Source organism: Phyllobacterium sp. LjRoot231 (assembly GCF_964253365.1).
Lineage (GTDB): Bacteria > Pseudomonadota > Alphaproteobacteria > Rhizobiales > Rhizobiaceae > Phyllobacterium.
In genome coordinates this window covers 1426473-1452548 of record NZ_CAXUQT020000001.1, presented here as the reverse complement: position 1 = coordinate 1452548, position 26076 = coordinate 1426473, and the positions used below count along the sequence as shown (strand labels likewise).

The window sequence follows — 26076 nt, the reverse complement described above, 5'->3', positions numbered from 1 at the left end:
GACCAATCGTATGGTCAAGCTCAACAAGATCTACACGCGCACGGGCGATGACGGCACGACCGGCCTTGGCAGCGGCGAACGGCGGCTGAAACATGATCTGCGCGTTGAAGCGTATGGGACCGTGGACGAAGCCAATTCTTTTGTCGGCCTTGCGCGGCTGCATACGGAAAAAGACTTTCCCGAACTCGACGCCATGCTCATGCGCATCCAGAACGATCTCTTCGATCTTGGCGCCGATCTTGCGACGCCCGATACGGGCCAAACGCTCCCCTACGAGCCCTTGCGCATCATCGACAGCCAGGTCCTGCGGATTGAAGCGGAGATTGACCAGCTGAACGCAAACCTTGCGCCACTGCGCTCGTTCGTTTTGCCGGGTGGCTCGCCTGCCTCCGCCGCGCTTCATCTCGCGCGCACGGTCGCCCGTCGTGCGGAACGGCAAATGGTCGAACTCGCACAAAAGCCGGATGAAGCGGTCACCCCTGCCGCGCTGAAATACATCAACCGCGTCTCGGATTTTCTGTTTGTCGCGGCCCGCGTCGTCAATGACAATGGCGCGAGGGACGTGTTATGGGTGCCCGGTCACAATCGCTAAATGTCATAATCGCTAAATGTCATAATCGCTGAGACAGGGAACGGCGCCGATGTTCATTCCATTGCATGACGCCAACAGTCTCAAATACATCAAGCTGCAATATGTGACTCTGTCACTGATCGCCATCAACGTGCTTGTCTTCGCACTAATGAGCGTCTCGGGCGACTCCGCACAAGCCGCCGCGATTGGCCTCGGTTACATACCCGCCGTCATTCATGACATGGCGGTTCTACCCAGCAATTATTATTTCGTCCCGTCCGATTTCACCTACATCACCTACGCGTTTCTCCACGCCGATATCTTCCATCTCGGCGGCAACATGCTGTTTCTCTGGGTTTTCGGCGACAATGTCGAAGATGCACTCGGCCACATCAAGTTTCTGATCTTCTATCTCCTGTGCGCCGCGGCCGGAGCGTTTCTGCATGGCGTGATCCTGCCCGATTCAGAAGCGCCGCTGATTGGCGCATCAGGCGCCATCGCCGGCATTGTCTCCGCCTATCTGCTGCTGCATCCGCGCGTAAAAGTCTGGGTGCTGGCGTTTGGCCGTATCCCCCTGCGCATCCCCGCCATCTATCCCCTGGTGCTGTGGGTTTTGACACAATTCGGAATGCTGTTTCTGGGCGGCCAGGAACAGGTTTCATGGCCGGCGCATGTCGGCGGTATAATCGCTGGTGCCCTGCTTATCGTTATCATGAAGCGCCGCAGCGTGCCCCTGTTCGACCGTGCCATCGTCTCGCCGCGGGCCGTTGTCGTGGAGAAGCAGCCCGAGCCTGTGGCTCCAGAAGCCGAGCCGATCAAGTGGGGGCGCTAGGCTGGCGCAATTCAATCGGTTGAACTGCCGTTAAGTCGCACGCCGAAGATTGACCTTTCCGTCACCCATAACTACGGTCCCGCGCAATTCCGGCACAGACGTGTCGTTTTTCTCACCTCCATGTCGGCATTCGGCAAGCAGGTGCCTCCACCGGACAGGTAAATCTGTCCTTCGTTTATTTGAGAGGGAATCCCCATGAAAGTCCTCGTACCGGTAAAGCGGGTAGTCGATTACAACGTTAAGATCAGGGTAAAAGGCGACGGCTCCGGCGTTGAACTCGCCAATGTGAAGATGTCGATGAACCCGTTCGACGAAATCGCGGTCGAGGAAGCCCTGCGTCTGAAGGAAGCCGGCAAGGTCGAGGAAGTGATCGTCGTGTCGATCGGCCCGGCGCAGTCGCAGGAAACCATCCGCACCGCCCTCGCCATGGGTGCCGACCGCGGCATTCTGGTCAAGGTCGATGATATCGTCGAGCCGCTGGCCGTTGCCAAGATCCTGAAAGGCGTCGTCGATGCCGAACAGCCGCAGCTTGTCATTCTCGGCAAGCAGGCGATCGATGACGATGCCAACCAGACCGGCCAGATGCTATCGGCCCTGCTTGGCTGGAGCCAGGGCACTTTCGCCTCGAAAGTCGAACTTGGGGAAGGCAATGCCAAGGTAACACGCGAAGTCGATGGCGGTCTCCAGACCATCGAGATCACGCTGCCGGCGATCGTCACCACCGATCTGCGCCTCAACCAGCCGCGCTATGCCTCGCTGCCGAACATCATGAAGGCCAAGAAGAAGCCGCTGGATGAAAAGTCCGCAGCCGATTACGGCGTTGACACCAAGCCGCGTCTCAAGGTTTTGAAGACCGAAGAGCCGGGTGGCCGCAAGGCAGGCGTCAAGGTCAAGGATGTCGCCGAACTCATCAGCAAATTGAAGAACGAAGCCGGCGTTCTCTGATACAAGGAAAGGAATTCACCATGGCTATTCTTCTTTTTGCCGAACATGACAACGAGACCCTTTCCGACCAGACCGCCAAGGCGCTGACGGCAGCGCTTGCCATCGGTTCCGACGTGCATGTTCTGGTGGCAGGTAAGGGCGCCAAGGGCGTTGCCGATCAGGCTGCAAAGCTTGCCGGTGTCAAAAAGGTTCTGCTCGCCGACAGTCCGGATCTGGAAAACCGTCTCGCCGAGGCAAGTGCAGCGCTGATCGTTTCGCTAGCCGGCAATTACGACACGATCATCGCCGCGGCCACCACCAACGGCAAGAACATCCTGCCGCGCGTTGCCGCATTGCTCGATGTCATGCAGGTTTCGGACATCATCGAGGTGATCTCGCCCGATACGTTCAAGCGTCCGATCTATGCCGGCAATGCATTGCAGACCGTGCAGGCAACCGACGCCAAGAAGGTCATCACCGTACGCACGGCAACCTTTGCGGCGGCGGGCGAAGGTGGTTCGGCACCGGTCGAGAACGTCTCCGCTGCTGCCAACCCCGGCCTCTCCAAATTCGTCGAGGCAAAACTTTCCGGCGGCGACCGTCCGGAGCTGACATCGGCCAGGATCATCATTTCTGGCGGCCGTGCACTCGGCTCGAACGAGAAGTTCAAGGAAGTGATCCTTCCGGTTGCCGACAAGCTCGGCGCTGCGGTCGGTGCCTCGCGCGCTGCGGTCGATGCCGGCTACGCACCGAACGACTGGCAGGTCGGCCAGACCGGCAAGGTGGTGGCACCCGACCTTTACATCGCTGTCGGTATTTCCGGCGCGATCCAGCATCTCGCAGGCATGAAGGACTCGAAGGTGATCGTCGCCATCAACAAGGACGAGGAAGCTCCGATCTTCCAGGTGGCCGACTATGGTCTCGTCGGCGACCTCTTCGTAATCCTGCCGGAGCTTGAAAAGGCGCTCTGATTATTTAATTCGAACTTTAAAATGAAATTGCTTGGCCGGGGTAGACGAACGCTACTCCGGCCATTTAGTTTATATGCTACAATAAGAAAACGGATGGAAACATGGCTGGCACGATCAAGACTGTAGGCATTATCGGCGCAGGGCAAATGGGCAGCGGCATTGCACACGTCTGCGCTTTGGCCGGATACGATGTTTTGATCCATGACCAGTCCGCCGAGCAGATCGAAAAGGCGCTCGCCACCGTCAATGGCAACATGGCCCGCCAGGTATCGCATGGCAAACTTGAGGAAGCGGATCGCGTCAAGGGAATGGCGCGTATCCGCCCTGCTATGCGAATGGAGGATCTCTCCGGCGTCGATCTTGCCATCGAAGCAGCCACGGAAGACGAAACGGTCAAGCGCAAGATTTTTGCGCAGCTTTGTCCAAATCTCAATCCGGAAGCGATTCTCGCAACCAATACCTCGTCCATATCGATCACGCGGCTTGCTGCGACCACCGACCGGCCGGAACGCTTCATCGGCATTCATTTCATGAATCCGGTTCCAGTGATGCATCTGGTTGAACTCATTCGAGGTATTGCAACCGAAAACGTCACGTTCGAGAGCGCCCGGAATTTTGTCGCCAGCCTCGACAAGACCATTACCGTATCCGAGGATTTTCCGGCATTCATCGTCAACCGCATTCTTTTGCCGATGATCAACGAAGCGATCTATGTGCTCTATGAAGGCGTGGGCTCGGTCGATGCCATCGACACCGCGATGAAGCTGGGCGCCAACCACCCTATGGGGCCATTGCAGCTGGCTGACTTCATCGGTCTCGACACCTGCCTGTCCATCATGCAGGTCCTTTACGACGGTTTGGCGGATTCCAAATATCGCCCGTGCCCGCTCCTTGTCAAATACGTCGAAGCCGGCTGGCTTGGACGCAAGGCGGGCCGTGGTTTCTATGATTATCGCGGCGAACATCCAGTTCCGACGCGCTGAGTACAAGCCCATGGAAATGTTCGATGAGCGGTGACGATAGCGCGCCGTACAACCCCGATACACGGCGCTTGTCCAGAGTTCTCGTTGAGATTGGTTCGGGCCCAGCCCAGAGAGTATCTTTGGACGACATCCTCTCTACCCTATCTGAACGCAGTTTCGGCGCGCTGATGATCCTTTTCGCCGCTCTCAATCTTGTGCCGCTGCCTCCAGGCACTTCCACAATATTCGGGATTCCGCTGGTCCTTCTCTCCATCCAGCTGCTGCTGGGTTTTGAAAAGCCGTGGTTTCCGGCGTTTATGCGACGAAAGTCAATGCGTGCCGAAACCTATCGCTCGTTCATTACCAGGCTCGAGCCCATGCTCATTCGTTTCGAAAAGCTGGCGCGCCCGCGCTACTGGTTCGTGCCGCAAATAATTGTCGAGCGTGTCGTCAGCATTGTCGCGCTGTCAATGTCCTTGATTGTCATCCTGCCAGTTCCGCTCATTAATCAGCTTCCGGCACTCAGTATTGTCCTGCTGGCCATCGGACTTGGCGAACAGGATGGCATCTGGCTTGGTACTGGTCTTCTGGTAGCCGCGCTGGCCGCAGGCATCGCCATCGGGCTCGGCGCCTCGGTTGGCCTTGCCGCCTTGCATATTTTCGGTTGAGTTGATGGAAGATAAGAAGATCACGATATACGTCGACGCCGATGCCTGCCCGGTGAAGGCCGAAATCTACCGCGTGGCCGAGCGCTACGGCGTCAAGGTCTTCGTCGTCTCCAATTCCATGATGGCGATCCCGCGCGATCCGATGATCGAGCGCGTCATAGTCAGCGATGGGTTCGATGCCGCCGATGACTGGATTGCCGAGCGCGTCTCACGCGGCGATGTCGTGGTGACGGCGGACATTCCGCTCGCCAGCCGCTGCGTCAAAGCCGGAGCCGATGCCATTTCACCGACGGGAAGAGCATTCACCGAAGCCTCCATCGGCAACACTCTGGCGACGCGCAATCTCATGGATGAGCTGCGTTCAGCCGGGCAAATCACTGGCGGTCCGCGGCCATTTTCACCAAAGGATCGCTCCGCCTTTCTTTCTGCGCTTGACCTCGCTATTGTGCGTTTGAAACGTGCGGGCTTCGCCTCCTAGAGGGAATGCGGATGGGAGCTATGCGTTTCTTGGCATTGACGGAACGCGTCGCAGGCTCTACGAGAGCGCAACAAAGCTACATGCGTGCCGCTCGTGCTCCCATTGACGCCGAGCCGAATACACGCCCAAACCAGCACTGAAAGTTCATTGATGACTATTTTCGATTCTATCGCTCCGGCGTTGTCCGGTGCATTGGCAGCCCGTGGCTACGAGACCCTGACGCCGGTGCAGACCGCTGTTCTGGCGCCGGAAGCCGAGGGCGCCGACCTTCTGGTCTCCGCCCAGACCGGTTCCGGCAAGACTGTTGCCTTCGGTATCGCCATTGCGCCGACGCTCCTCGATGGAGCTGACCGCTTCACCTCGATTGGCGCACCTTACGCACTGGTAATCGCCCCGACCCGCGAACTTGCGCTGCAGGTACGGCGCGAGCTTGAGTGGCTCTACGAGCCAACCGGAGCGCGCATTGCCTCCTGCGTTGGCGGCATGGACATGACCAAGGAGCGCCGTGCGCTGCAACAGGGCGCCCATATCGTCGTTGGCACCCCCGGCCGTTTGCGCGACCATATCACTCGCGGTTCGCTCGACATGAAGGAACTGCGCGCAGTCGTGCTCGATGAAGCCGACGAGATGCTTGATCTGGGTTTCCGCGAAGACCTCGAATTCATTCTCGGCGAAGCGCCGAAAGACCGCCGCACCCTGATGTTCTCGGCAACGGTACCAAAACCCATCGCCCTGCTCGCCAAGCAGTTCCAGAAAGATGCCTTGCGCATTTCCGCCACGAGCGACCGCGAGCAGCATAGCGACATCGAATATCACATCATGCCGGTCGCACCGCGTGAGCGTGAAAACGCCATCATCAATTCCCTGCTCTTCTACGACGCACAGAACACGATAGTGTTCGGCTCAACCCGTGAGGCCGTGAAACATCTGACGAGCCGGCTGTCCAATCGCGGCTTTTCCGTTGTTTCGCTTTCCGGCGAACTGAGCCAAGCCGAACGCACCAACGCCCTGCAGGCGATGCGCGATGGCCGGGCCCGCGTCTGCGTCGCGACCGACGTTGCCGCACGCGGCATCGACCTGCCAAATCTCGACCTCGTCATCCACGCCGACCTGCCGAACAATTCCGAGACGCTTCTGCACCGCAGCGGCCGTACCGGTCGCGCCGGCCGCAAGGGCATCTGCGTGCTGATCGTGCCGCCATCACGCCGCCGTACCGCCGAGCGCCTGCTGCAGGGCGCGAAGCTTGCAACGACCATGGTGCCGCCACCGGATGCCGATGCGATCAACAAGCGCAATCACGACCGGATCCTCAACGATCCTTCTTTGACCGAGGTCATGAGCGAGGAAGAGGCTGGCTATGTAACGGAGTTGCTCGGCCTGCATTCCGCCGAGCAGATCGCCGCCGCCTATCTGCGCCAGCAGATGGCTGCCCGCCCTGCACCGGAAGAACTCTCCAACACGCCGTCGCATGTGCTCGAGCCTATTCGCAAGGGCAGCTTCGAGGATCGTCCGGGCCGTGGTGAACGTGCACCACGTTCGGATCGTTTTGAACAGTTCGAGAGCGGCGCATGGTTTTCCTTGAGTGTTGGCCGCAAGCAGCGCGCTGAGCCACGCTGGCTCCTGCCGCTGATCTGCAAGGCCGGCGATATCACCAAGACCGATGTCGGCTCGATCAAGATCCTCGAGACGGAAACCCGTTTTGAAATCACCGCCAGCAAGGCCGACGCCTTCATGGCGCGGATCAAACAATACGGCTCCGGCGAAAAGGGCGTGAACATTACACGCAGCGAGGGCGCCGGTCCTTCGTCGCCGCGCCGCAGCGAGGGTGGTGATTTCAAGCCGAAGAAGAACTTCGGCGAGAAGCGCGAATATGATGACCGCAAGCCGCGCTCATATGATGACAAGCCGAAATCCGATTGGGCGGCCAAGCCGGCCAAGGCTAAGCCGGAAGGCTGGACCACGGAAAAGCCGAAGAAAGCACCAAAGGAACGCAAACCCGGCGAGCTGCATGGTTTTGACAAGTACAAAGCCAAGAAGGCGAAGAAAGCCGCCGCGGGTGGCACCGAGTAAGCCGCTGCGTTAATCGCTTACACCGAGCTCTTTCAAACGCTGGATCGCAGAAGGCGGCATAGGCGGCGGATTGTCCGACTTCGCCGCCTCGATCAGCAATTCGTCGCACGCCGCTTCGGTTACCTCTTCGAGCTTCTTCAGGAAGGCGTCATTGTCGAGCCCTGGCTGTATCGGCGGAAGAACCCGGCAGCGAATGACCCCGGGATAACGCATGAACTTGCGGCGCGGCCAATAGAGCCCGGCATTGTGTGCAATCGGAACGACGGGCACACCAAGTTCGCCATAGATGTGCGCGACGCCGTATTTGTAGTGAGGCGGCGCGCCCGGTGCCGTGCGTGTACCTTCGGGATAGATCATCAGCTGCCTGCCTTCGGCAACGGCTTCGCGCGCACCCCTGACCGCCATTTTCATCGCCGCAGAACGTTTACCGCGATCGATCGGCACCATTTTCATCTTCTGGATGTACCAGCCGAACAGCGGAATCCAGGTCAGTTCCCGCTTGAGGATATAGACCGGGTCGGCGATGTGCGGCAGGAACGCATAGGTGTCCCAGAAGGACTGATGCTTCGGCGCACAGATATACGGACCGTCCGGAATGTTCTCCAGCCCATCGATGTGGAGGTCGGCACCGGCGATCACCTTCTGCAGCCAGAGATTTGATCTCGCCCAGTTTTTCGGAACGCTCCACGCCTGCTTGCGTGGGCTCAGGAAATAATAGGGCGTGAAGATGACCATCTGGACGATCAAATTCATATAGAAGAGCGTGTTGAAGGCGAGTGATCGAATGATCGTCATCTGGGACTCGGATGGGGGTTGGCCTGCGGCCTTCGTATACTAATGCGGCGCTGCCGTGAACTCTCAAAAAGACTTTGCGCCAACCTTGAACCCGAACAGGCTATCGGGGAGATGCGAGCGGATTTCAGCTCCAAGATATTTGACATATTCGACCAGGAGCACCCGCACCACCAAGCCGCGGGAGATCCAGTCGCCGTCCCGCAGGTTGGTGTTGATAATCGGATAGGGGATGAATTCGATGTCCTGCGAGACGCGCCGGAGCTCTACCATCGTGCGAGGGATATGGTAGTTGTTCGTGACCACGATCACCCGCTTGTACTGGTTCGAATGAGCCCATTTGACGCTCTCGGCCGCATTGCCGACCGTATCCAGAGCCGAACGGTCGATATCGACGCAGCATTCGAACAAGGTGGCGTCGCCGCCTGTCACACGCTGCAATTCGCTGCGATTGGTCGTTGGATGCACGCCGCTGATGAACAGCCGTTCGCCGCGCTTGTTCTTGAGGAGATCGAGAGCGCCTTCGATGCGGGAATAGCCCCCGGTCAGCACGATGATTCCATCGGCAGGCTGGGAGAGATCGGGTGCCTCCAGAGTGGTGACGCGATCGGCGAAGACGATGAAACCACCAATGAACAGCACGAGCGCAAGGACGCAGAAGAGGAACAGCGGCAGCACGATCCGCCTGCGAACGAACGCGAGCAGCCGTCCGCCGCGGGTTATAGCGCCTGTATCCGGTTGGTTGCTATCGTCTGCGCCGCCCATGGTGGATTGAAAATTGCCTTGCTCGAGGTTCGTCTTTTTTGTTTTGGTTAAACAGCAGCTGTGCTGAGTTCTTTGTAAAATACAGATATTAAAATGAATGAAATGGCATCAAGATTCGTGGCTCTCGCCGCTGCGTCCGTCAACCCGTCTTAAATGCGCTATGACCGTCATTCTTGTTGTTATCATGGTCAGGACACTGACCGCCAATATGATAAGAACCACGCCGGTATAGCCGCCTGATCCAATGGAAAAATTGCCGAAGAGCGCCGTTGCCTGATCTGCCTCCGGCGTTGCCAGATTATGCGATGACCACCACCCGATTGCGAGGAAAATGATGATGGCAAGCGCGCCGCCGAAAGCTGCGCCCTTCAGTGCCGTCCAGAAGAAATGCCGCTCGAACTGTCGGGCGACGAAGTTCTGGTCGGCGCCGATAAAATGCAGCACCTCGATGATGTGTCCATTGCCGGCCATGGCCCCGCGCGTCGCGAAGATGACGGTCAGCACCGTCGCCGCGATGACAAGCGCCAAAACTGCCATACCGATGAGAACCGTCGAGCGCGCCATGGAGACCAGCCGGTCGACCCAGTTGCGGTGATCGTCGAAACTCGCGCCCGGAACGTCTTTGACCAGCGCAGCACGAATGGCGGCGAAATCCGGTGGGGAGGCTTCGTCGAGCGTGACGATCACCAGCCGCGGTACGGGCAGTTCGTCGATATCGAGGCCGGTTCCGAGCCATGGTTCCAGCAGACGCTCGGTGGCGGCACGGTCAATGATGCGCGTGGATTTCACCCCGGCAAAACCCTGCGCAATGGTGCTGGCCTGATTGAGCAGCGCCTCCATGTCCTGGCCCTCGACCGGGCGGATCTGGATGGTGGCTTCCGTCGAAATCTGGCTCTGCCACGTCGCTGCCGTCGATTGGACGAGACTGACGGCACCGATGGTGAGGCAGGCGAGGAAAGTCATGATGGCGATGACGATCATCAGAGCGTGGCCAACCACATTGCCGGCCGGGACGATCGGCGCCTGGCCGCTTTTGGCGCGAAACCGTTCCATGCCCCGGCCAAACAGGTCGAGCGCCAGATATTTGATACGGGTGGCATCAATCATAGATGTCGAGCCTCCCCTGATCGAGGATCATGCGCCGCGCATTGATCTGGTCCATCAACGTCAGATCGTGCGTTGCAATGACAACCGCCGTGCCGGAGCGGTTCAACTCGCCGAAAAGCCGGAGCAATCGCCTTGCCAGCGGCGGATCGACATTGCCGGTCGGCTCATCGGCAAGCAGAATTTCAGGCTGGTCGATCAGGGCCCGGGCGATGGCGGCACGCTGCTTTTCGCCGCCGGAGAGAACAGGCGGCAGTACATGCATGCGCTCGCCAAGGCCAACCCAGTCCAGCAGTTCCTCGACCTCGGCACGATAGGTCGCCTCCTCCTTGCCGCGCACGCGCAGAGGCAGCGCGACGTTCTGATAGGTGGTCATGTGGTCGAGCAGGCGGAAATCCTGGAAAACCACGCCAATACGACGGCGCAGCAGCGGCATCTCCTTCGATGAGATCGTGGCGATATCCTTGCCAAAGACGTTGATCAGACCGCGTGTCGGCTTCAGCGTCATGAATAGCAAGCGCAGCAGCGACGTCTTGCCGGCGCCCGACGGGCCAGTCAGGAACTGGAACGACCGCGGTGAAATATGGAGGCTGACATCACGCAGAACCTCCGGACCCATTCCATATCGCAAACCGACATTCTCAAAGCGAATCAAGCGTAACTTTCCAGAATTTACATCCACGGGTGTTTTATTCAGCGCGGACGGATTTGACCACCCATCAAACGCGGCTGGACACCAGCCGAAACATTAATTTTTGTGGGGTAGGTTTCACCATGATTCGGAAAAAAGTCTGCAAGAGGGCAGACGATCCCAAAACCGTATTTTGTAAAGATTGATACAATGGAATCCAAAGAAAATCTGAGTTCGAACGCTGTACCTTCCATCGACAAGGATGGTGCGGAAGATGTCAGTTTCGAGACCCTGACGCCTGACCCTGCCGGCAAGGAGGCCGGTGCCGATACATGGCAGCGGCTGTTGCCAAACGATGAAGCGATGACGATACTGCACGCGCCGGGAAGCGCAGACGGCAGGACACCGGGTTTCGGTTACTGGCTTGTGGTCGCACTGGTTGCTGGATCGGTGTTCTGGATAACCGGCGGCCATACACTGTTCACACGCGCATCGCCCGAAACCTCGCCCATTATCGATCCGATGCTGACCACAGGTTCGATTGCGCATAAGAACGATCTGCCGCGCTAGATTTGATAGTCGCGATCGGGCTATAGCAGTCTCACATCCTTATCGGTCAATCAGGAAGAACTGCATGCCAAAAGTCGGCGGAAAAAATATCGAGGTACTTTTCAGCGCCGAGACGATCGCGGAGCGGAACCTCGAACTTGCCAAGGCGATCGTCGCACGCAACTTCGAAAACCTGCTGGTGATCTCGATCCTCAAAGGGTCATTCATTTTCGCCGCTGATCTCATCCGCGCCATGCATGATGCGGGAGCGGAGCCGGACGTCGAATTCATCACGGTATCGAGCTATGGCAAGGGCACGGAGAGCACCGAGGTGCGCCTGCTCCGGGATATAGACAGCGATGTGCATGGGCGCGACGTACTGCTGATCGACGATATCCTTGAATCGGGAAAGACGTTGAAATTCACCCGCGAACTCATGCTGGAACGCGGCGCACGCAGCGTTTCCATTGCGGTGCTGCTCGACAAGAGCGTCAAACGCAAAACCGATATCGAAGCCGATTTCAAAGGTTTCGAATGCCCGGATTATTTTGTTGTGGGATACGGCATGGACGTCGGCCACTCGTTCCGGCAACTGCCTTACGTGGGTGTGGTGACGGATTAGCTCGACCTCTTACCCTCCCCCTTGTGGGGAGGGTCGCTGCAACGCAGCGGGGTGGGGGGGCAAATAAAGTTTATCTGCAAACGATGAGGATGTGACTGGATATTGAAAAGCATGAGGAGTGGGGTCCCCCCACCCCGGACCTGAGGTCCGACCCTCCCCACGTTGGGGGAGGGTAAGAACGGCATGTGCCGTTGATACCTTTCCGGACATGTATCCACAGCTCAATCGAACTTCAGCAATCTTTCGAGATAGTCCTTTTCCATCTGAGGGCTCAGCGCATTCCCCAAGCGCTTGCGGATTTGGTCAAGGATTTCCCGCGCCCGCTGGATATCGATCTCACCAGGCAGCATATCCTTCGGGTCCTGGAAAAAATCCCGGGTAGCGCGCTGGCGCCCAAGCGGATCCAGCCCGCCGTTTTGCTGCTGCTGTCCATTGGGCCCGCCTGTCTGGCCTTCCTGACCCATGGCCTGCTGCATCTGTTTCATCATGTCCTGGCCGCCACGGCGCAAGGCATCGAGCGCATTGCTCTGCTGATCAAGCGCCTGGCCGCCATCGGCTTCGCCCAATGCTTTCCCGGCCTTGCCCATTGACTTGTTTGCATCGCCGAAACCTTCGCCGGGATTGATGCCGAGCCCCTTCAGATCCTTCATCATCTGATCGAGATCCGACTGCAGCTTGCCCTGGCCTTCCTGCAGGCCGCGCAGAGCCTTGGCGATATCCTCTTCGGACATCTGGCCCTGCTGACCCTCCTGGCCATTCTGACCTTGTTCGCCCTGGTCCTGCTGCATGCCATTCTGACGCTGCTGCTCAAGCCGGTGTGTCTGGTTCATCATGTCCTGCTGGCGCCGCATCAATTCGCCCAGCTTGTCCATCTGCTGCCTCATCTGGCCTTGCTGGCCTTGCTGATTTTGCTGCTGGCCCATCTGCAGATTGTTCATCATGTTTTCGAGTTCGGAAAGCAGTTGCTGCGCCTGATCCTTCGACCCCTGCTTGGCCAGATCCTCGATGCGGTCAAGCATGCGATCTATGTCTTCCTGCCGCAGCTCCTTCATATTCGGATTTGGCATTTGAGCCATATTCGGGTTCTTCTGAGCTTTCTGGGCAAATTCACGCAGATACTCGTTCATGGCGCTGCGCAGTTCTTTCATGCGCTTTTCGATTTCCTCCGGGCTTGCGCCCTGTTCGATCGCTTGCTTCAAGGCTTCCTGTGCCTGACGCAAGCGCCGCTCGGCGTCCGAAAGAGCGCCGTCCTCGATGCCGCGGGCGACTTGCCACATATAGGCGACGACATCGCGTAGCTGGTCGTCGCTGCGCGCGAGATTAAGCCGCGAGCGCACGCTACGCAGAGCGAGGTAATGAGACGCGTTCTTGATGGTCTCTTCCGGCCAGATGGTGATCGCATCCAGCATGTCGAGCACTTGCGGCTTGGCATTGGCGTTGAGCGCCAGAATGCGCCGCTGTTCCACGACAGCCTTGGCCAGCGGGTTGGCGAAGGGGCGCTCAGGCATAACGAACGTCTTGGTCTCGCTTCTGGCCTCCTGTTTCGCATCGTCAGTCGCAATCAGGGTCATACGAATTTCGGAACCCGCCCACGGATGCTCGGTGAGGTCCTTGGTGGTCTTGGTTTCCTTGGGCTGATCACCACGCCGCGGCAGGGCCAGAGGCAGGTCGGGCGCTTTGTAGAGCGGGCGTGCATCCTCGTCGGCAGGCAATGCCTGCTCGATTTGCGCCACTGCGCTTGACGCGCCATAGTCATCCTTGATCTCGTAGGAAACCTCCATCGTGCCATTGGCGGCGCTGGAAGGGTCCTTGGTGAAACGGATGGAAGGCGGCTGGTCGGGCGTTACCGAAAACGCCCAGTCAGACAGGATGTTGCCATCATCTGAGAGACTGACCGTGCTATTGGCCTTGATTGCCACTTCAAAATTACGGGGTCTCGCCTTGGTTGTCGGCGGTTCCTCCGGCTTGCCTTGATCCTTTGCCGCTATATCGGTTGCATCGCCATCGATCGACGTCTGCGTGACCTTTTCTGATCCGCTGCCGCCAATGATGCGAATGACAAGTGTGCTGTCCTGCGGAATGGTGAACTGCTTTTCTTCGTTGTTGGCTGCAGAGGTCAGAAACAGCGGTGCGCGTCCGGTATAGCGCGGAGGCGTCACCCAGGCATCGATGCGGGGCGGAATGGCTTCGCTTTTGCTGTGGCTGCGGAACGCATCGTTGACGCGGCCGCCAAGCGGCCCGCCGGAAAAGGCAAAGGCGACAACGAGAAGCAGGCCGACAACGCCGCGCAATGCCCAAGGGTCGCGTTCCGGAATACGGGTTTGCGGCAAGCCGCTCCTCAAATCCCTGATGCGTTCTGCCATGCGCTTGCGGTGTTCATCCCACAGCGCCTGTGCAAACGGATCGTTGGTGGTGTTGACGAGTTCTTCCGTCTGGACACTGATCGGCTGGTGATCGAGCGCATTGACGCTTTCCAGACGCCGGCTGATTTCCGCGTGATCGGGCAAACGGAATTTCAACAGGAGATAGAGGCAGACGAGCAGCGAAAGAATGAAAAGTCCGAGCAGGCCTAGTCGCAACGCATCCGGGATCATCCGGAAAATACCAAACCAGGACAAGCACAGGAAAACTGACACGACGAGCAGCAGCGGCAGCACCAGCGGCCACAGGCGTTCGAATGAAACGGTCAACCAAGTGGACAAACGGAGGCGATCGATACTCCTGAAAATATCGAACCTGAACCTTTCAGCGTCCCGTTTGTCGGGGTGTTGATCGGTCATACGCGCTCCATCTCGCCGGCATCGACGGTGTCGACATCATAGAACAATACCATTCATCATGGCAAAGGCGAGGCCTTGGGGTAAAAATGCGATCATAGTTTTGTGTAGAGGTGCGCGCGGATCATATTAAGATAGACCCCTCCCTGCTGCTACGCGCAGCCTCCCTCCCCACAAGGGGGAGGGTCAGGCGCGAGATCTTATATCCTTGAGATTTGCATCTGCGTGCGTCAAAGGGTGCAACGGTCTTACCCTCCCCCTTGTGGGGAGGGAGGCTGCGCGTAGCAGCAGGGAGGGGACTCTTGTCACGCCTTCCCAATCGCCATAAACTCTAAAGCCACTCCGGAATGGAATCCAACCCGATCAACTCGTCATAGGTCGTACGCGGGCGCACCACATGGAACCGGTCGCCATTGACCAGCACCTCAGGCACGAGCAGGCGCGTGTTGTAGGTGCCGGCCTGCACGGCGCCGTAAGCGCCTGCTGTTCCGATAGCGATGAGCTCACCGGGAGCAAGGCGGGGCAGGTCGCGATCCAAGCCCAGATAATCGCCTGTTTCGCAAACAGGACCAACAACATCGCCGCGAATACGCGGATCGTTGGCCGTAGGCTCCTTGACCGGACGAATGATATGAAAGGCGTCGTAGAGCGTCGGCCGAATCAGATCGTTCATCGCCGCATCGACGATGATGAAATTGCGGGCGTCGCCTTCCTTGAGATAAATGACTTCGCTAACCAGAATTCCGGCATTGCCGACGATGAGACGGCCCGGCTCGAAAATGGTCTTCAGGCCCAAAGGCTTGATATGCTTTTGCACGATTTGCGCGTAGGCGTCGGGTAGCGGCGGTGGATTATTGTCGAAATGATAGGGAATGCCGAGCCCGCCGCCGAGATCCACATGCTTGATATCGTGGCCGTCAGCCTGCAGCTGCGCCACCAGCTCGGCCAGCAGCCTGAAGGCATTGTCGAACGGCTCGAGATCGGTGATCTGGCTGCCGATATGCATATCGATGCCAGTGACCTTGAGGCCGGGCAGCTTTGCGGCATGCGCATAGATCGTGCTGGCCTTCGCCAGCGGAATACCGAATTTGTTCTCGGATTTGCCGGTCGAAATCTTCTTGTGGGTCTTGGCGTCGACGTCCGGATTGATGCGCAGCGATACCGGCGCAATCTTCCCCGCAGCAGCCGCGCGCGCGGAGAGTATTTCAAGCTCAGGCTCGGACTCGACATTGAAACAATGAATGCCTGCGGCGAGCGCGTAGTCCATTTCACCAGGCTTCTTGCCGACGCCGGAAAAGACGATCTTGTTAGCGGGGATACCCGCTGCGAGAGCGCGGCGCATTTCACCCTCGGAGACCACGTCAGCACCGGAACCGAGACGAGCCAGCGTTTTCAGCACGGCCTGATTGGAATTGGCCTTGAGCGCGTAAGCGACGAGCGTCTCCATATCGGCGAAGGCTGCCGAGAAGACCTTGAAATGCCGCTCGATCGTCGCGGTCGAATAGCAATAGAAGGGTGTTCCGACCGCCTTGCCGATGTCGGGAATGCTCACGTCCTCAGCATGAAGGACGCCGTCTTTATAGTCGAAATGGTTCACGTACGTGCCTAGATCAACGGGTCAAGGATGAAACGCTTGTCCTGAACGGGCGGTTTTTGCGTTTTGGGTTCACCCGGCATTGTCGTTACCGAAGCCGGCGGCAATTCAGGATCGCCCTTCCGGCCACAAGCCGAAACAGCGCTTACAATTGCGATCGACATCAGAATTGTCGTTAAGAAGGAACGGCTTGTCATGCGGTAATCCTGTCGAAGAGGGTATCCATCTCTAGCGCATGCAAGGACAGTTTGCATCCCCCATTGCCAGTCAATGTTATTTTAGAGTTTGGCGATGCGCTTTTGCCAGAATTTGATCTGCCGGCGCACTTGTTCTGGTGCTGTGCCACCATAGGATTTGCGGCTGCGCACGGATTTGTCGACCGTGAGATAGCCGAACACGGCATCGGTGATCCCCGGATGTATCGCCTGCAGATCTTCGAGCGACAGCTTGCCGAGATCAACCTTCTTCTGCTCGGCCAGCGCCACCGCACGCCCGGTGACGTGATGTGCCTCGCGGAAGGGCAGGCCGAGTTCGCGCACAAGCCAGTCGGCAAGGTCGGTAGCGGTCGAGTACCCGGAACCTGCGGCCTTTTTCATCGCGGCGGTGTTGATGGTCATGTCGCCAACCATGCCGGTCATCGCTGCAATGGCGAGTTCCAGCGTTTCCGCCGCATCGAAGACCGCTTCCTTGTCTTCCTGCATATCCTTGGAATAGGTCAGCGGCAGGCCTTTCATCACGGTCAGTAGCCCCACCAGCGAGCCGGTTATGCGCCCGGTCTTGGCACGCACGAGTTCGGCGGCGTCGGGGTTCTTCTTCTGCGGCATGATGGATGAGCCGGTGGAGAAACTGTCGGACAGGCGCACGAAACCGAATTGCGGGGTCGACCAGATGACGATCTCTTCCGCAAGCCGCGACAGATGCGTCGCTGTGATCGCTGCGGTCGAGAGGAATTCAAGCGCATAATCGCGATCGGAGACGCTATCGAGCGAGTTGCGGGTCGGTTCGCGGAAGCCCAGCGCCTTGGCTGTCATGTGCCGGTCGATCGGAAAGCCCGTACCGGCAAGTGCTGCGGCACCAAGCGGCGATTCGTCCATGCGCTGAATAGCGTCTCTGACGCGGCTCAAATCCCGGCCGAACATCTCGACATAGGCCATGCAGTGGTGGCCGAAGGTAACGGGCTGCGCGGTTTGAAGATGCGTGAAGCCCGGCATCAGCGTCGCGGCATGCTCTTCGGCGCGCTTCAAAAAGGCTTCGATGAGCTTCTTCAACGCAATGGCGGTCTTCTCGAATTCCGCCTTTACCCAAAGACGGAAATCGACGGCGACCTGGTCGTTGCGCGAACGCGCCGTATGCAACCGGCCAGCAGACGCGCCGATCAGTTCGGCCAACCTTGACTCGATATTCATGTGAATGTCTTCGAGTTTGCGCGAAAACGTGAACTTTCCCGTCTCTATCTCTGACAATATCGTGTTCAGGCCCTTTGCGATCTTGTCGTGATCGTCCGCCGCTATTATGCCGGTTTTCGCAAGCATGGCTGCATGGGCAAGCGAACCCTGAATGTCCTGGGCGTAGAGTTTCTGGTCGAAGCCGATGGAAGCGTTGATTTCTTCCATGATCGCGGCGGGACCCGAAGCAAAACGGCCTCCCCACATTTCATTGCTGTTCTTCTTGTCGGACATGGATAGCGCCTTGGGTGAGAAGCGAGAAGAATAAAAAATGACGGACGGCAACGAAACGCAGAAAACGCCACGAAACAGCAGCACAAAGATCATCCTGTCTGCTGCGCTCGCGGGCATTGTTGCCGGTGCGGTTGCGGTATACGTGATGGAGCGGCCTTCTGGCAATATTGTTGGCCAGTCAAATCCGTCCGATCAATGCGCGTTGAAAGCCGATGCCGCCAAGAAGATCGACGGCGCAGCCGTTGGGGCCGTGGCGGCCATGCGCGGCGCCGATACGCCCCAATCCATGTCGGCGCTGTCGTTCACCGCGCCTGACGGTAAGCCTGCCCGGCTCAGCGATTTCAAGGGCAAGACTCTGCTAGTCAACTTGTGGGCAACATGGTGTGTGCCGTGCCGCGAGGAAATGCCGGCGCTGGACGCACTGGAGACGAAAAAGGGCGGCGACGATTTTAAGGTTGTGGCGATCAATATCGATACGGGTGACGACACAAAGCCCAAGGCGTTCCTGAGCGAGATCGGTGTCAAGTCCCTGGAACTTTACCGCGATCCGTCGATGGGTGTGTTCAATGATTTGAAACGCAAGAACCTCGCCTTCGGCCTGCCTGTCACAATGCTTGTCGACAAGGAAGGCTGCCAGATTGCGGCGATGAATGGTCCGGCGGACTGGTCGAGCGATGACGCCGCGCGTTTTGTCGATGCCGCGAGGGGTTTGTAAGCAACGCCTGCCTAGCCCCTGTCAACCGCCGCGACCACCGCTTCCATCCAGTGATCGCGGATATTCATCTTGTGCATGTGCTCCAGAGTGCTGTGCACGTAGTCTTCGTTGCGGCCCGATTGGCCCACTGAGCCACGTACAGCCGTTGCAGCCGCGCTCACTGAAAGCGCGCCCGCATATTGCACATGGCTGCGGTCGACGATGTAGGTAAGCGCCTCTACCTTTCGCCCATCCTCCAGCCGTATGCCTAGCCGCCGCTCGAGATAAACATGCGTGACCAGTTCGCGCGCCCGCAAATAGGCGACCACCTCGTCCTCGAAGTCACCTGGCACGCGAAACGCCATCCCGAGGCAGGATCCCCCACGATCGAGGCCAAGCACCAGACCGGGGCGTTCCGGCGTTCCGCGGTGCACATAAGAGCGGACACACAGCGCCCGTCGATAGCCATGCAGCCGGGCGTGCATGGTCTCCACATGTGCAAAGCCCGGCTTCCACATCAGAGAGCCGTAGCCAAAGACCCAAAAATCGCCCATATCCGTCCTGATAGATTTGCCTGAGAGACTGTATGAGAATTCAGCCTGGCTAGTCAGCTGATGTGGTTTTCGAGACCCGGAGCGCAGTGGACGTTTGGTCCATGAGCACCGGAAGCGCAGAAAATCACATCAGATGGCCGTCGGGGTGGATTGTCAACGGTCTCTCCCTGACCGATAGCGAGAGCCGGACCATGCCGTCAAGCACTGCCGAGAAAAGCCGCAAGCCTGCAAGACTTCCGATCATCATCGGCGTACTGGTTATCCTTGCCGGCGTGATCTACACCGGCGGCTGGTACTATCTGGCCAATCAGCTGGAAAGCCGGGTCGCGACGAATATCGCAGCGTTCAAGCAACAGGGTATCGATGCCACCTGCGAAAACGCCAAGGCGAGCGGCTACCCTTTGCGCGTTGGTCTCGACTGCACGAAGGTAGGCTGGGTCGATCAAGCCAAGAATATTTCGATCACCGCCGGCAGCTTTCGTTCTGCGGCACAGATCTACGACCCGCTGCAGATTGTCAGCAGTATCGAGGGTCCTGCCGCGGTCGACGTGCCCGGTGTCGCGCCGCTCGACGTGAAATGGCAGAATCTCGCAACAAGCGTGCGGCTCGACAAACCGCTTCCCAGACATCTCACGATCGAAGGCAGCAATGTCATGGTCGATGAGCGCGGGAACGTTGGCAATCCAGTTCCACTCGCGACCATGCAGGCTGGAAAACTGCAATTCAGTACCAGCGAACCGCAGATGGATGTCGCTCTCTCCTTCGACAAGCTGAAGATCGCGGACAATATTGTCTATGACAGACCATTGCCGGAATTGACCGGCGCTGCCGACGTGCAGCTTGCCAATGGGTTCGCGCTTCTGGGAAAACCCGAGCAAGATCTGTCAGTTCTTCGCGGCCAGACGGGAACGCTGCGAAAAGTCGAACTGGCCTTCGAGGATGGCAGTGGGATTGCGATTTCCGGCCCGTTTTCCGTCGCCGATGACGGGCGCATCAGCGGTGATTTCAAGGTAACGATGCGCAATCCGGAGGGTGTCGCCAAGGTCATGCAGGGCATTTTCCCTGAAGCAGGCAATACGATTTCGACAGTGGTTCAAGCCATGGCTTTCGTGCCAAAGGATGAGACCGGCGCACCGACACTGCCCATCACAGTCAAGAATGGCAAAATGTCGGTGGGATTTATCAATATCGGGCGGTTGCCTGCGTTATAATCGGCCTCGAAAGATACTTTAGCTGTCTCCAAACAGTATCCATTCATAATCCATGGAACTGTTGAGGACACGGAGGATTTCGATTGCTTCGGTTCCTACCATGTAGAAAATGCCATAGTTGCCGTACACCGCTCGCCTGATATTTGATTGTTCGTGATGAGGAAGGAGCGGGTTGGACCGTGGAAATTCTCCGATTGCCTTACAGCGCATTTCCAGTTCTTCCACAAAAGTGAGCGCCCTCCACGGATTGTCCGCGGCGATGTAATCGCCGATCAACAGCAGATCAGTGCGCGCTTCGTCCGTGAATGCTACTTTCACAAGCCACGATCTTTGGCCATGTTGGTGTAACGTGCTTTCAACTCATCAAAGACGTCTTTTGCCGGTCGCACGCGACCTGCTTCTACATCCGCAAGCCCGCGGGCCAAGGCGGCATCGAGCGCCTCCAGGCGTTTCTCACGTTCATCCAGGAGGCGAATGCCCTCGCGCAAAACCTCGCTCTTGGAATTATAGCGTCCGCTTTCAACCAAACGGGTGACAACAGATTCCAGATTACCAAGTTCGACGCTGTGAGCCATTTGCTTCACCTCCATACCGAATATGCGTGAACCGATAACAGTTATCAAGTCTGCTTGGGCAGCAATTTCTATCATATCGATATTATTGCGTTAGACTCTGTCCAGCCTTCTGCCGTCCGAAGTCCGGAGCGTCAACTTCCTGACCGGCATCGATGATACCGCGGCGTACCGCACGCGTCCGGGTGAACAGGTCGAAAAGTGCATCGCCATCGCCCCAGCGGACCGACCGCTGCAACGACGCGAGATCCTCGGAAAACCGCGACAGCATCTCAAGGATGGCATCCTTGTTGTGCAGGCAAACGTCACGCCACATGGTGGGGTCCGATGCCGCCAGGCGGGTGAAGTCGCGGAAACCGGAAGCCGAATATTTGATGACTTCCGAATTCGTAACCTCTTCCAGGTCACTGGCCGTGCCGACGATATTGTAGGCAATGAGATGCGGCAGGTGCGAGACAATGGCAAGCACGCGGTCGTGATGCACCGGGTCCATTGTGTCGAGCCGCGAACCGCAGGCTTCCCAGAATTTGGTCAGCTTCTTGATAGCGTCAGGGTCGGTGCCTTCCAGTGGCGTCAAAATGCACCAGCGGTTGATGAACAGATCGGCAAAACCTGCATCGGGACCGGAATATTCCGTACCGGCCAGCGGGTGCCCCGGAATGAAATGCACATTGGCAGGGAGTTCCGGTTGCATCTGCGCAATGACAGAGCCCTTGGTCGAACCGACATCGGTAACGATCGCCCCAGGCTTCAACGAACCGGCGATCTGCCGGGCCACGTCGCCCGATGACCCAACGGGCACCGAAACGATGACGAGATCGGCGTTCTTCACCGCCTCGGCGCTGTCGAGCGTATAGCCATCACCAAGGCCAAGCTCCTTCGCCCGCGCCAGCGTGCCTTCGCTGCGGGTGGATATGACGATCTTGTCGGCAAGGCCCTCGCGTTTGATGACGCGCGCCAGCGACGAACCGATAAGGCCGATGCCGATCAGTGCGATTGTATCAAAATGAACGTCGGACATGTTTCTATGACCTGTAACTGCGCTGAGATTCGCGCTATGAAGCGGCGAAAATGGCGGTTTTCGAGCACCGGAGCGCAGCGTACTTTAAGGTACGTGAGCACCGGAGCACAGGAAAACGCCATTTGCAGCCCGTCATGGTGTGAATCTACTTCAGGAATTCGGAGAGCGCAGCGACTACGCCCAGATTGGCTTCTTCGGATCCAATGGAAAGGCGCAACGCGTTCGGAAATCCGTATCCCGTAACGCGGCGCAAAATATAGCCCTTGCTCGTAAGGTACGCATCGGCCTTCTCGGCCGACTTCGCCGCATCTTCGGGGAAATGTACGAGCAGGAAATTTCCGACTGACGGCGTGACCCGAAGCCCGAGGCCCATCAATTGTTCCGTCATCCAGGGCAGCCACTTTTCATTGAAGGCAACTGCCTGATCCACATGCGCACGATCGCGTATGGCCTCAGCACCCGCAACGATGGCTGCAGAATTCAAATTGAACGGGCCACGGATACGGTTCGTCGCGTCGATGACATGGGCGGGCGCAAACATCCAGCCGATGCGCAAAGCGGCGAGGCCATAAATCTTCGAAAAGGTCCGGGTCATCACGACGTTTTCGGACGACGACACCAGTTCGACGCCTGACTCGTAATCATTGCGGCGGACATATTCCGCATAGGCGGCATCGAGCACCAGCAATACGTTCTTCGGCAGTTCGGCATGCAGGCGGCGAACCTCTTCGAATGGCAGATAGGTGCCGGTCGGATTGTTTGGATTTGCCAGAAAGACGATCTTGGTGCGCCGCGTGACGACACGCAAAATCGCATCGACGTCTGCCTGCTCGTTCTTTTCACTGGCAACGACCGGTGTGCCGCCCGCGGCCATGGTGGCGATCTTGTAAATGCCGAAACCATGCTCGGTGTAGACAGCCTCATCGCCGGCAGCGAGATAGGCTTGGCATAACAGGCCGAGCAGCTCGTCCGAACCATTACCGCACATGATATTATCGACGTTCAGACCGTGTATATCGGCGATCGCCCTCTTCAGCAGGGTCGCCTGACCGTCGGGATACATCTCCAGGTGCTCGACTGCAGCGCGGTAAGCCTCCATGGCATGCTTGCTCGCACCGAGCGGCGTTTCGTTCGACGACAGCTTATGCACCTTCTCAACGCCAGGAGCGCTGTGCTTGCCAGGCACATAGGCTGCAATATCGAGCACACCGGCTTTCGGAGTTGGGCGCATGTCTTGTCGTGTTGTTGTCATAATTGTTCGGGTCCGTAACGGGCAAAAAGCGACCTTGCGGACATAGCTGCCAATGGGGCCGATGTCGAGAACAACTTGGCGAGCTTCAATGGTGCGATGATGTAACTGTGAGCCTCAGTCCCAAGGCGGCTAGCATCTTCGTAACGGTTTCGAGTTGAGGCTTACCTTTCCTGGAAAGCGCGCGGTATAGGTTTTCTCTGTTTAAATCGGCTTGCTTGGCCACGGCGCGCACGCCGCCGTCCTGGGCTCTGGCAACATTGCGCAAAGCTTCTTGGAAAAGCTCAATATCTCCATCCTCCAGACATTCCGCCAGATAGATAGAAGCTTGTTCAGGGTCACGGAGAAGAAGATCTCGGCCCTGAAAATCAAATGGCTTGCTGGGTGCGGTCATGGTTTTGCCCTCCGTTTGTAATCGGCCAGATAGTGCGATGCCTTCGCGATCGCTCTATTCTGATCCTGCTTGCTGGAACCCGCCAATAACAACACAATAGTCTGCCCGACAATAGTGTAATATAAGCGGTATCCTTGGCCGTAGTGCTCACGCATCTCGAAGATTTCCTTGACATCCTTGAGCTTTTTCCAATCACCAAAATTCCCATAACTTGCGCGATCAAGGCGGGTGTAGATTTTGGTCTGAGCGGTCCTGTCCTTCAACTGTTCAAGCCGGAGCTGAATAGGCGCCTCGCCGTCCTCTGTCACATAACTCTCAACTTGGTACAGTTTCATCTATGTTGTGTAGCTTACAAGCAACACCTTTAACAAGGTGAAAATGTGACCACACTATTAATTGGAACCGAGGTATGGCGGGACCTGCCGCTGCCCCGCGAATCCAACGCAAAGAAAATATTGACTTTGTGCGAACTGCGACCATACCTACGCGCGATCACGCCCTCAATTGCGCAAAAATGACCAAAGCCAGCCGACCATCCGCTAAAAAAGCCCAGCAGAGCCAGGAAGCGACAAACCCCCACAGTCCGGTGGTGGATTTTGGCGCCGACAAGCCGTTGCCTATGGATAGCGGTGTTTCGCTCTCGCCGTTTCGTATCGCCTATCAATCCTATGGCGAACTCAATGCGGACAAGTCCAATGCAATCCTTGTCTGCCATGCGCTGACCGGCGACCAGCATGTTGCCAATGTCCATCCCGTAACTGGCAAGCCTGGCTGGTGGGAGCTGCTCATCGGTCCGGGAAAGCCCATCGATACCGATCGCTACTTCGTGCTCTGCTCGAACGTACTGGGTGGGTGTCTCGGCTCGACCGGCCCGGCCTCGATTAATCCGGAAACCGGCAAGGCCTATGCGCTGGACCTTCCGATCATCACGATTGCCGACATGGTGCGTGCCCAGGCGATGCTCGTGGAGCACCTCGGCATCAAACAGCTTTTTGCCGTGATCGGCGGTTCCATGGGCGGCATGCAGGTTCTGGAATGGGCGTCCAGCCATTCCGACAAGGTGTTTGCGGCCGTGGCGATCGCGACCGGTGCGCGCCACTCGTCGCAGAATATCGCCTTTCATGAAGTAGGGCGTCAGGCGGTCATGGCTGACCCGGAGTGGAAGGAAGGCCGCTATCTCGAGGCGGGCACTGTCCCGCGCAAAGGCCTTTCGGTGGCGCGCATGGCGGCGCATATCACCTATTTGTCCGAGACTGCCCTGCACAACAAGTTCGGGCGCAATCTGCAGGACCGGCAGAACGTGACGTTCGGTTTCGACGCGGACTTCCAGATTGAAAGTTATCTGCGCCATCAGGGCACGACCTTCGTCGAGCGCTTCGATCCCAATTCCTATCTCTACATGACCCGGGCGATGGACTATTTCGATCTGGCGGCAGAACATGGCGGCCGCCTTGCCGATGCCTTTGCTGGATCGAAAACCCGGTTCTGCATTGTGTCCTTCACCAGCGACTGGCTGTTCCCCACCAGCGAAAGCCGCATGGTCGCCCACGCTTTGAACGCTGCAGGTGCATCGGTTTCTTTCGTCGAGATCGAGTCGGATCGCGGCCACGACTCGTTCCTGCTCGACGAGCCGGAAATGTTCTCCACAATCACCGGTTTCATACGCTCGGCGGCACGAGCCAAGGGGCTCTTGCCGTCATGAGTGTGAACGTCCATCCCCGCGTCGATTTTGCCGTGATCGCCTCGCTGGTCGAGCCGGGCTCTCGCGTGCTTGATGTCGGTTGCGGCGACGGTGAACTGCTGGAGCTTTTGCAGACCACCAAGGATGTGGATGGACGCGGCGTCGAGCTCTCGCAGAAGGGTGTCAACGAATCGGTCGCACGGGGCCTGTCCGTCATTCAGGGCGATGCCGACAGCGATCTCAAATATTATCCGGATGGCGGTTTCGATTACGTGATCCTGTCCCAGACATTGCAGGCGACGCGCAACCCGAAAAACGTTTTGACCGAACTTCTGCGCATCGGCGAAAAGGCCATCGTGTCATTCCCGAATTTTGGCCACTGGCGGGTTCGCGCATCGCTCGCGATCAACGGGCGTATGCCCGTGACCAAGGACCTGCCCTATAGCTGGTACGACACGCCGAATATCCACTTCTGCACGATCAATGATTTTGTCGACATGACCAAGGAAGTCGGCGCGCAGGTGGAGTCGGCCGTCGCGCTGAATGCCTTGGGAGAGCGCCTCGGATTCAACATGCCATGGGGGTTCTGGAACCTCTTCGGCCAGCAGGCTGTGTTTTTACTCAAACGCTAGCGAAACCTGAACACGATTTGCGCAAGAATACTCGAATCTTGCGTGAAGAGTCGTGATTCTGGCGCAAGAATCGTCGATT

General features: G+C 57.9%; 29 protein-coding genes. 14 read left to right on the top strand and 15 right to left on the bottom strand.

Annotation, left to right across the window (positions count from 1 at the left end; all coding sequences use genetic code 11):
* Nucleotides 1-10 precede the first annotated feature (10 nt).
* The 8 genes from ACSQ3H_RS07060 (at nt 11) to ACSQ3H_RS07025 (ending at nt 7476) form a co-directional block, all read left to right on the top strand.
* Nucleotides 11-592 carry a cob(I)yrinic acid a,c-diamide adenosyltransferase gene (locus ACSQ3H_RS07060; RefSeq protein ID WP_436116389.1) on the top strand — a complete coding sequence of 194 codons (582 nt, stop codon included), beginning with the start codon at nt 11-13 and terminating at the stop codon, nt 590-592.
* A gap of 49 nt (nt 593-641) precedes the next feature.
* Nucleotides 642-1403 (top strand): rhomboid family intramembrane serine protease, encoded by a 762-nt coding sequence (locus ACSQ3H_RS07055; protein ID WP_436116388.1) that lies wholly within the window; start codon nt 642-644, stop codon nt 1401-1403.
* 195 nt (nt 1404-1598) lie between these two features.
* The gene (locus ACSQ3H_RS07050; RefSeq protein ID WP_436116387.1) at nt 1599-2348 is read left to right on the top strand and encodes an electron transfer flavoprotein subunit beta/FixA family protein; all 750 of its coding nucleotides are present in this window, start codon (nt 1599-1601) and stop codon (nt 2346-2348) included.
* Nucleotides 2349-2368: 20 nt separating this feature from the next.
* The gene (locus ACSQ3H_RS07045) at nt 2369-3298 is read left to right on the top strand and encodes an electron transfer flavoprotein subunit alpha/FixB family protein (protein WP_436116386.1); all 930 of its coding nucleotides are present in this window, start codon (nt 2369-2371) and stop codon (nt 3296-3298) included.
* A gap of 101 nt (nt 3299-3399) precedes the next feature.
* Nucleotides 3400-4281 carry a 3-hydroxybutyryl-CoA dehydrogenase gene (locus tag ACSQ3H_RS07040; protein ID WP_436116385.1) on the top strand — a complete coding sequence of 294 codons (882 nt, stop codon included), beginning with the start codon at nt 3400-3402 and terminating at the stop codon, nt 4279-4281.
* A 23-nt stretch (nt 4282-4304) separates the two neighbouring features.
* On the top strand, nt 4305-4928 hold the full coding sequence (locus ACSQ3H_RS07035) for an exopolysaccharide biosynthesis protein (protein ID WP_436116384.1): 624 nt from the start codon (nt 4305-4307) through the stop codon (nt 4926-4928).
* A gap of 4 nt (nt 4929-4932) precedes the next feature.
* Nucleotides 4933-5406: a YaiI/YqxD family protein gene (locus ACSQ3H_RS07030; protein WP_436116383.1), complete on the top strand. Its 474-nt coding sequence runs from the start codon at nt 4933-4935 to the stop codon at nt 5404-5406.
* Nucleotides 5407-5556: 150 nt separating this feature from the next.
* Nucleotides 5557-7476 carry a DEAD/DEAH box helicase gene (locus ACSQ3H_RS07025; protein WP_436116382.1) on the top strand — a complete coding sequence of 640 codons (1920 nt, stop codon included), beginning with the start codon at nt 5557-5559 and terminating at the stop codon, nt 7474-7476.
* A gap of 9 nt (nt 7477-7485) precedes the next feature.
* Here ACSQ3H_RS07025 and ACSQ3H_RS07020 read toward each other — a convergent pair whose 3' ends face one another.
* The 4 genes from ACSQ3H_RS07020 to ftsE form a co-directional block, all read right to left on the bottom strand.
* Nucleotides 7486-8271 (bottom strand): lysophospholipid acyltransferase family protein, encoded by a 786-nt coding sequence (locus ACSQ3H_RS07020; protein WP_436116381.1) that lies wholly within the window; start codon nt 8269-8271, stop codon nt 7486-7488.
* Between the two features lie 63 nt (nt 8272-8334).
* Nucleotides 8335-9033: a YdcF family protein gene (locus ACSQ3H_RS07015; RefSeq protein WP_436116380.1), complete on the bottom strand. Its 699-nt coding sequence runs from the start codon at nt 9031-9033 to the stop codon at nt 8335-8337.
* A 108-nt stretch (nt 9034-9141) separates the two neighbouring features.
* The gene (locus ACSQ3H_RS07010; RefSeq protein ID WP_436119376.1) at nt 9142-10086 is read right to left on the bottom strand and encodes a cell division protein FtsX; all 945 of its coding nucleotides are present in this window, start codon (nt 10084-10086) and stop codon (nt 9142-9144) included.
* A gap of 46 nt (nt 10087-10132) precedes the next feature.
* Complete coding sequence (gene ftsE, locus ACSQ3H_RS07005; RefSeq protein WP_112523496.1) at nt 10133-10792, bottom strand: cell division ATP-binding protein FtsE; 660 nt, start codon at nt 10790-10792, stop codon at nt 10133-10135.
* A gap of 186 nt (nt 10793-10978) precedes the next feature.
* Here ftsE and ACSQ3H_RS07000 point away from each other — a divergent pair, with 186 nt between their 5' ends.
* Both ACSQ3H_RS07000 and hpt read left to right on the top strand, forming a co-directional pair.
* On the top strand, nt 10979-11338 hold the full coding sequence (locus ACSQ3H_RS07000) for a hypothetical protein (RefSeq protein ID WP_436116379.1): 360 nt from the start codon (nt 10979-10981) through the stop codon (nt 11336-11338).
* Nucleotides 11339-11402: 64 nt separating this feature from the next.
* Entirely contained in the window at nt 11403-11939 is a 537-nt protein-coding gene (hpt, locus tag ACSQ3H_RS06995; RefSeq protein ID WP_436116378.1) for a hypoxanthine phosphoribosyltransferase, read from the top strand.
* Between the two features lie 221 nt (nt 11940-12160).
* On the opposite strand, the gene ACSQ3H_RS06990 is transcribed toward hpt, so the two are convergent.
* The 4 genes from ACSQ3H_RS06990 to argH form a co-directional block, all read right to left on the bottom strand.
* Complete coding sequence (locus ACSQ3H_RS06990; protein WP_436116377.1) at nt 12161-14719, bottom strand: TIGR02302 family protein; 2559 nt, start codon at nt 14717-14719, stop codon at nt 12161-12163.
* A 328-nt stretch (nt 14720-15047) separates the two neighbouring features.
* Nucleotides 15048-16313 carry a diaminopimelate decarboxylase gene (lysA, locus tag ACSQ3H_RS06985; RefSeq protein ID WP_436116376.1) on the bottom strand — a complete coding sequence of 422 codons (1266 nt, stop codon included), beginning with the start codon at nt 16311-16313 and terminating at the stop codon, nt 15048-15050.
* Nucleotides 16314-16321: 8 nt separating this feature from the next.
* Nucleotides 16322-16507, bottom strand: coding sequence for an LPS translocon maturation chaperone LptM (lptM, locus tag ACSQ3H_RS06980; protein WP_436116375.1), 186 nt, complete (start codon nt 16505-16507; stop codon nt 16322-16324).
* A gap of 81 nt (nt 16508-16588) precedes the next feature.
* Nucleotides 16589-17989, bottom strand: a complete 1401-nt coding sequence (gene argH, locus ACSQ3H_RS06975; protein WP_436116374.1) for an argininosuccinate lyase — start codon at nt 17987-17989, stop codon at nt 16589-16591.
* A 37-nt stretch (nt 17990-18026) separates the two neighbouring features.
* Here argH and tlpA point away from each other — a divergent pair, with 37 nt between their 5' ends.
* Nucleotides 18027-18704, top strand: a complete 678-nt coding sequence (gene tlpA, locus ACSQ3H_RS06970) for a thiol:disulfide interchange protein TlpA (protein WP_436116373.1) — start codon at nt 18027-18029, stop codon at nt 18702-18704.
* Between the two features lie 11 nt (nt 18705-18715).
* On the opposite strand, the gene ACSQ3H_RS06965 is transcribed toward tlpA, so the two are convergent.
* Nucleotides 18716-19237, bottom strand: coding sequence for a gamma-glutamylcyclotransferase (locus tag ACSQ3H_RS06965; RefSeq protein WP_436116372.1), 522 nt, complete (start codon nt 19235-19237; stop codon nt 18716-18718).
* 101 nt (nt 19238-19338) lie between these two features.
* Between ACSQ3H_RS06965 and ACSQ3H_RS06960 the strand changes: the two genes are divergently transcribed.
* Nucleotides 19339-20448, top strand: a complete 1110-nt coding sequence (locus ACSQ3H_RS06960) for a DUF2125 domain-containing protein (protein ID WP_436116371.1) — start codon at nt 19339-19341, stop codon at nt 20446-20448.
* A gap of 18 nt (nt 20449-20466) precedes the next feature.
* Here the strand turns inward: ACSQ3H_RS06960 and ACSQ3H_RS06955 are convergent, their stop codons facing one another.
* The 6 genes from ACSQ3H_RS06955 to ACSQ3H_RS06930 form a co-directional block, all read right to left on the bottom strand.
* Nucleotides 20467-20766, bottom strand: coding sequence for a type II toxin-antitoxin system RelE/ParE family toxin (locus ACSQ3H_RS06955; RefSeq protein WP_436116370.1), 300 nt, complete (start codon nt 20764-20766; stop codon nt 20467-20469).
* Nucleotides 20763-21023: a type II toxin-antitoxin system ParD family antitoxin gene (locus tag ACSQ3H_RS06950; protein ID WP_436119375.1), complete on the bottom strand. Its 261-nt coding sequence runs from the start codon at nt 21021-21023 to the stop codon at nt 20763-20765. The genes ACSQ3H_RS06955 and ACSQ3H_RS06950 overlap by 4 nt, the downstream gene beginning before the upstream one ends.
* Before the next feature lie 82 nt (nt 21024-21105).
* Nucleotides 21106-22041, bottom strand: coding sequence for a prephenate/arogenate dehydrogenase family protein (locus tag ACSQ3H_RS06945; RefSeq protein WP_436116369.1), 936 nt, complete (start codon nt 22039-22041; stop codon nt 21106-21108).
* A 145-nt stretch (nt 22042-22186) separates the two neighbouring features.
* On the bottom strand, nt 22187-23293 hold the full coding sequence (gene hisC, locus ACSQ3H_RS06940) for a histidinol-phosphate transaminase (protein ID WP_436116368.1): 1107 nt from the start codon (nt 23291-23293) through the stop codon (nt 22187-22189).
* A gap of 85 nt (nt 23294-23378) precedes the next feature.
* Nucleotides 23379-23684: an addiction module antidote protein gene (locus ACSQ3H_RS06935; RefSeq protein WP_436116367.1), complete on the bottom strand. Its 306-nt coding sequence runs from the start codon at nt 23682-23684 to the stop codon at nt 23379-23381.
* Complete coding sequence (locus ACSQ3H_RS06930; RefSeq protein ID WP_436116366.1) at nt 23681-23992, bottom strand: type II toxin-antitoxin system RelE/ParE family toxin; 312 nt, start codon at nt 23990-23992, stop codon at nt 23681-23683. The genes ACSQ3H_RS06935 and ACSQ3H_RS06930 overlap by 4 nt, the downstream gene beginning before the upstream one ends.
* Nucleotides 23993-24198: 206 nt before the next feature.
* On the opposite strand from ACSQ3H_RS06930, the gene metX reads away from it, so the two are divergent.
* Together metX and metW are read left to right on the top strand one after the other, a co-directional pair.
* The gene (gene metX, locus ACSQ3H_RS06925) at nt 24199-25386 is read left to right on the top strand and encodes a homoserine O-acetyltransferase MetX (protein ID WP_436116365.1); all 1188 of its coding nucleotides are present in this window, start codon (nt 24199-24201) and stop codon (nt 25384-25386) included.
* Nucleotides 25383-25997 (top strand): methionine biosynthesis protein MetW, encoded by a 615-nt coding sequence (gene metW / locus ACSQ3H_RS06920; RefSeq protein WP_436116364.1) that lies wholly within the window; start codon nt 25383-25385, stop codon nt 25995-25997. Before metX ends, metW begins: the two co-directional genes overlap by 4 nt.
* Nucleotides 25998-26076 lie beyond the last annotated feature (79 nt).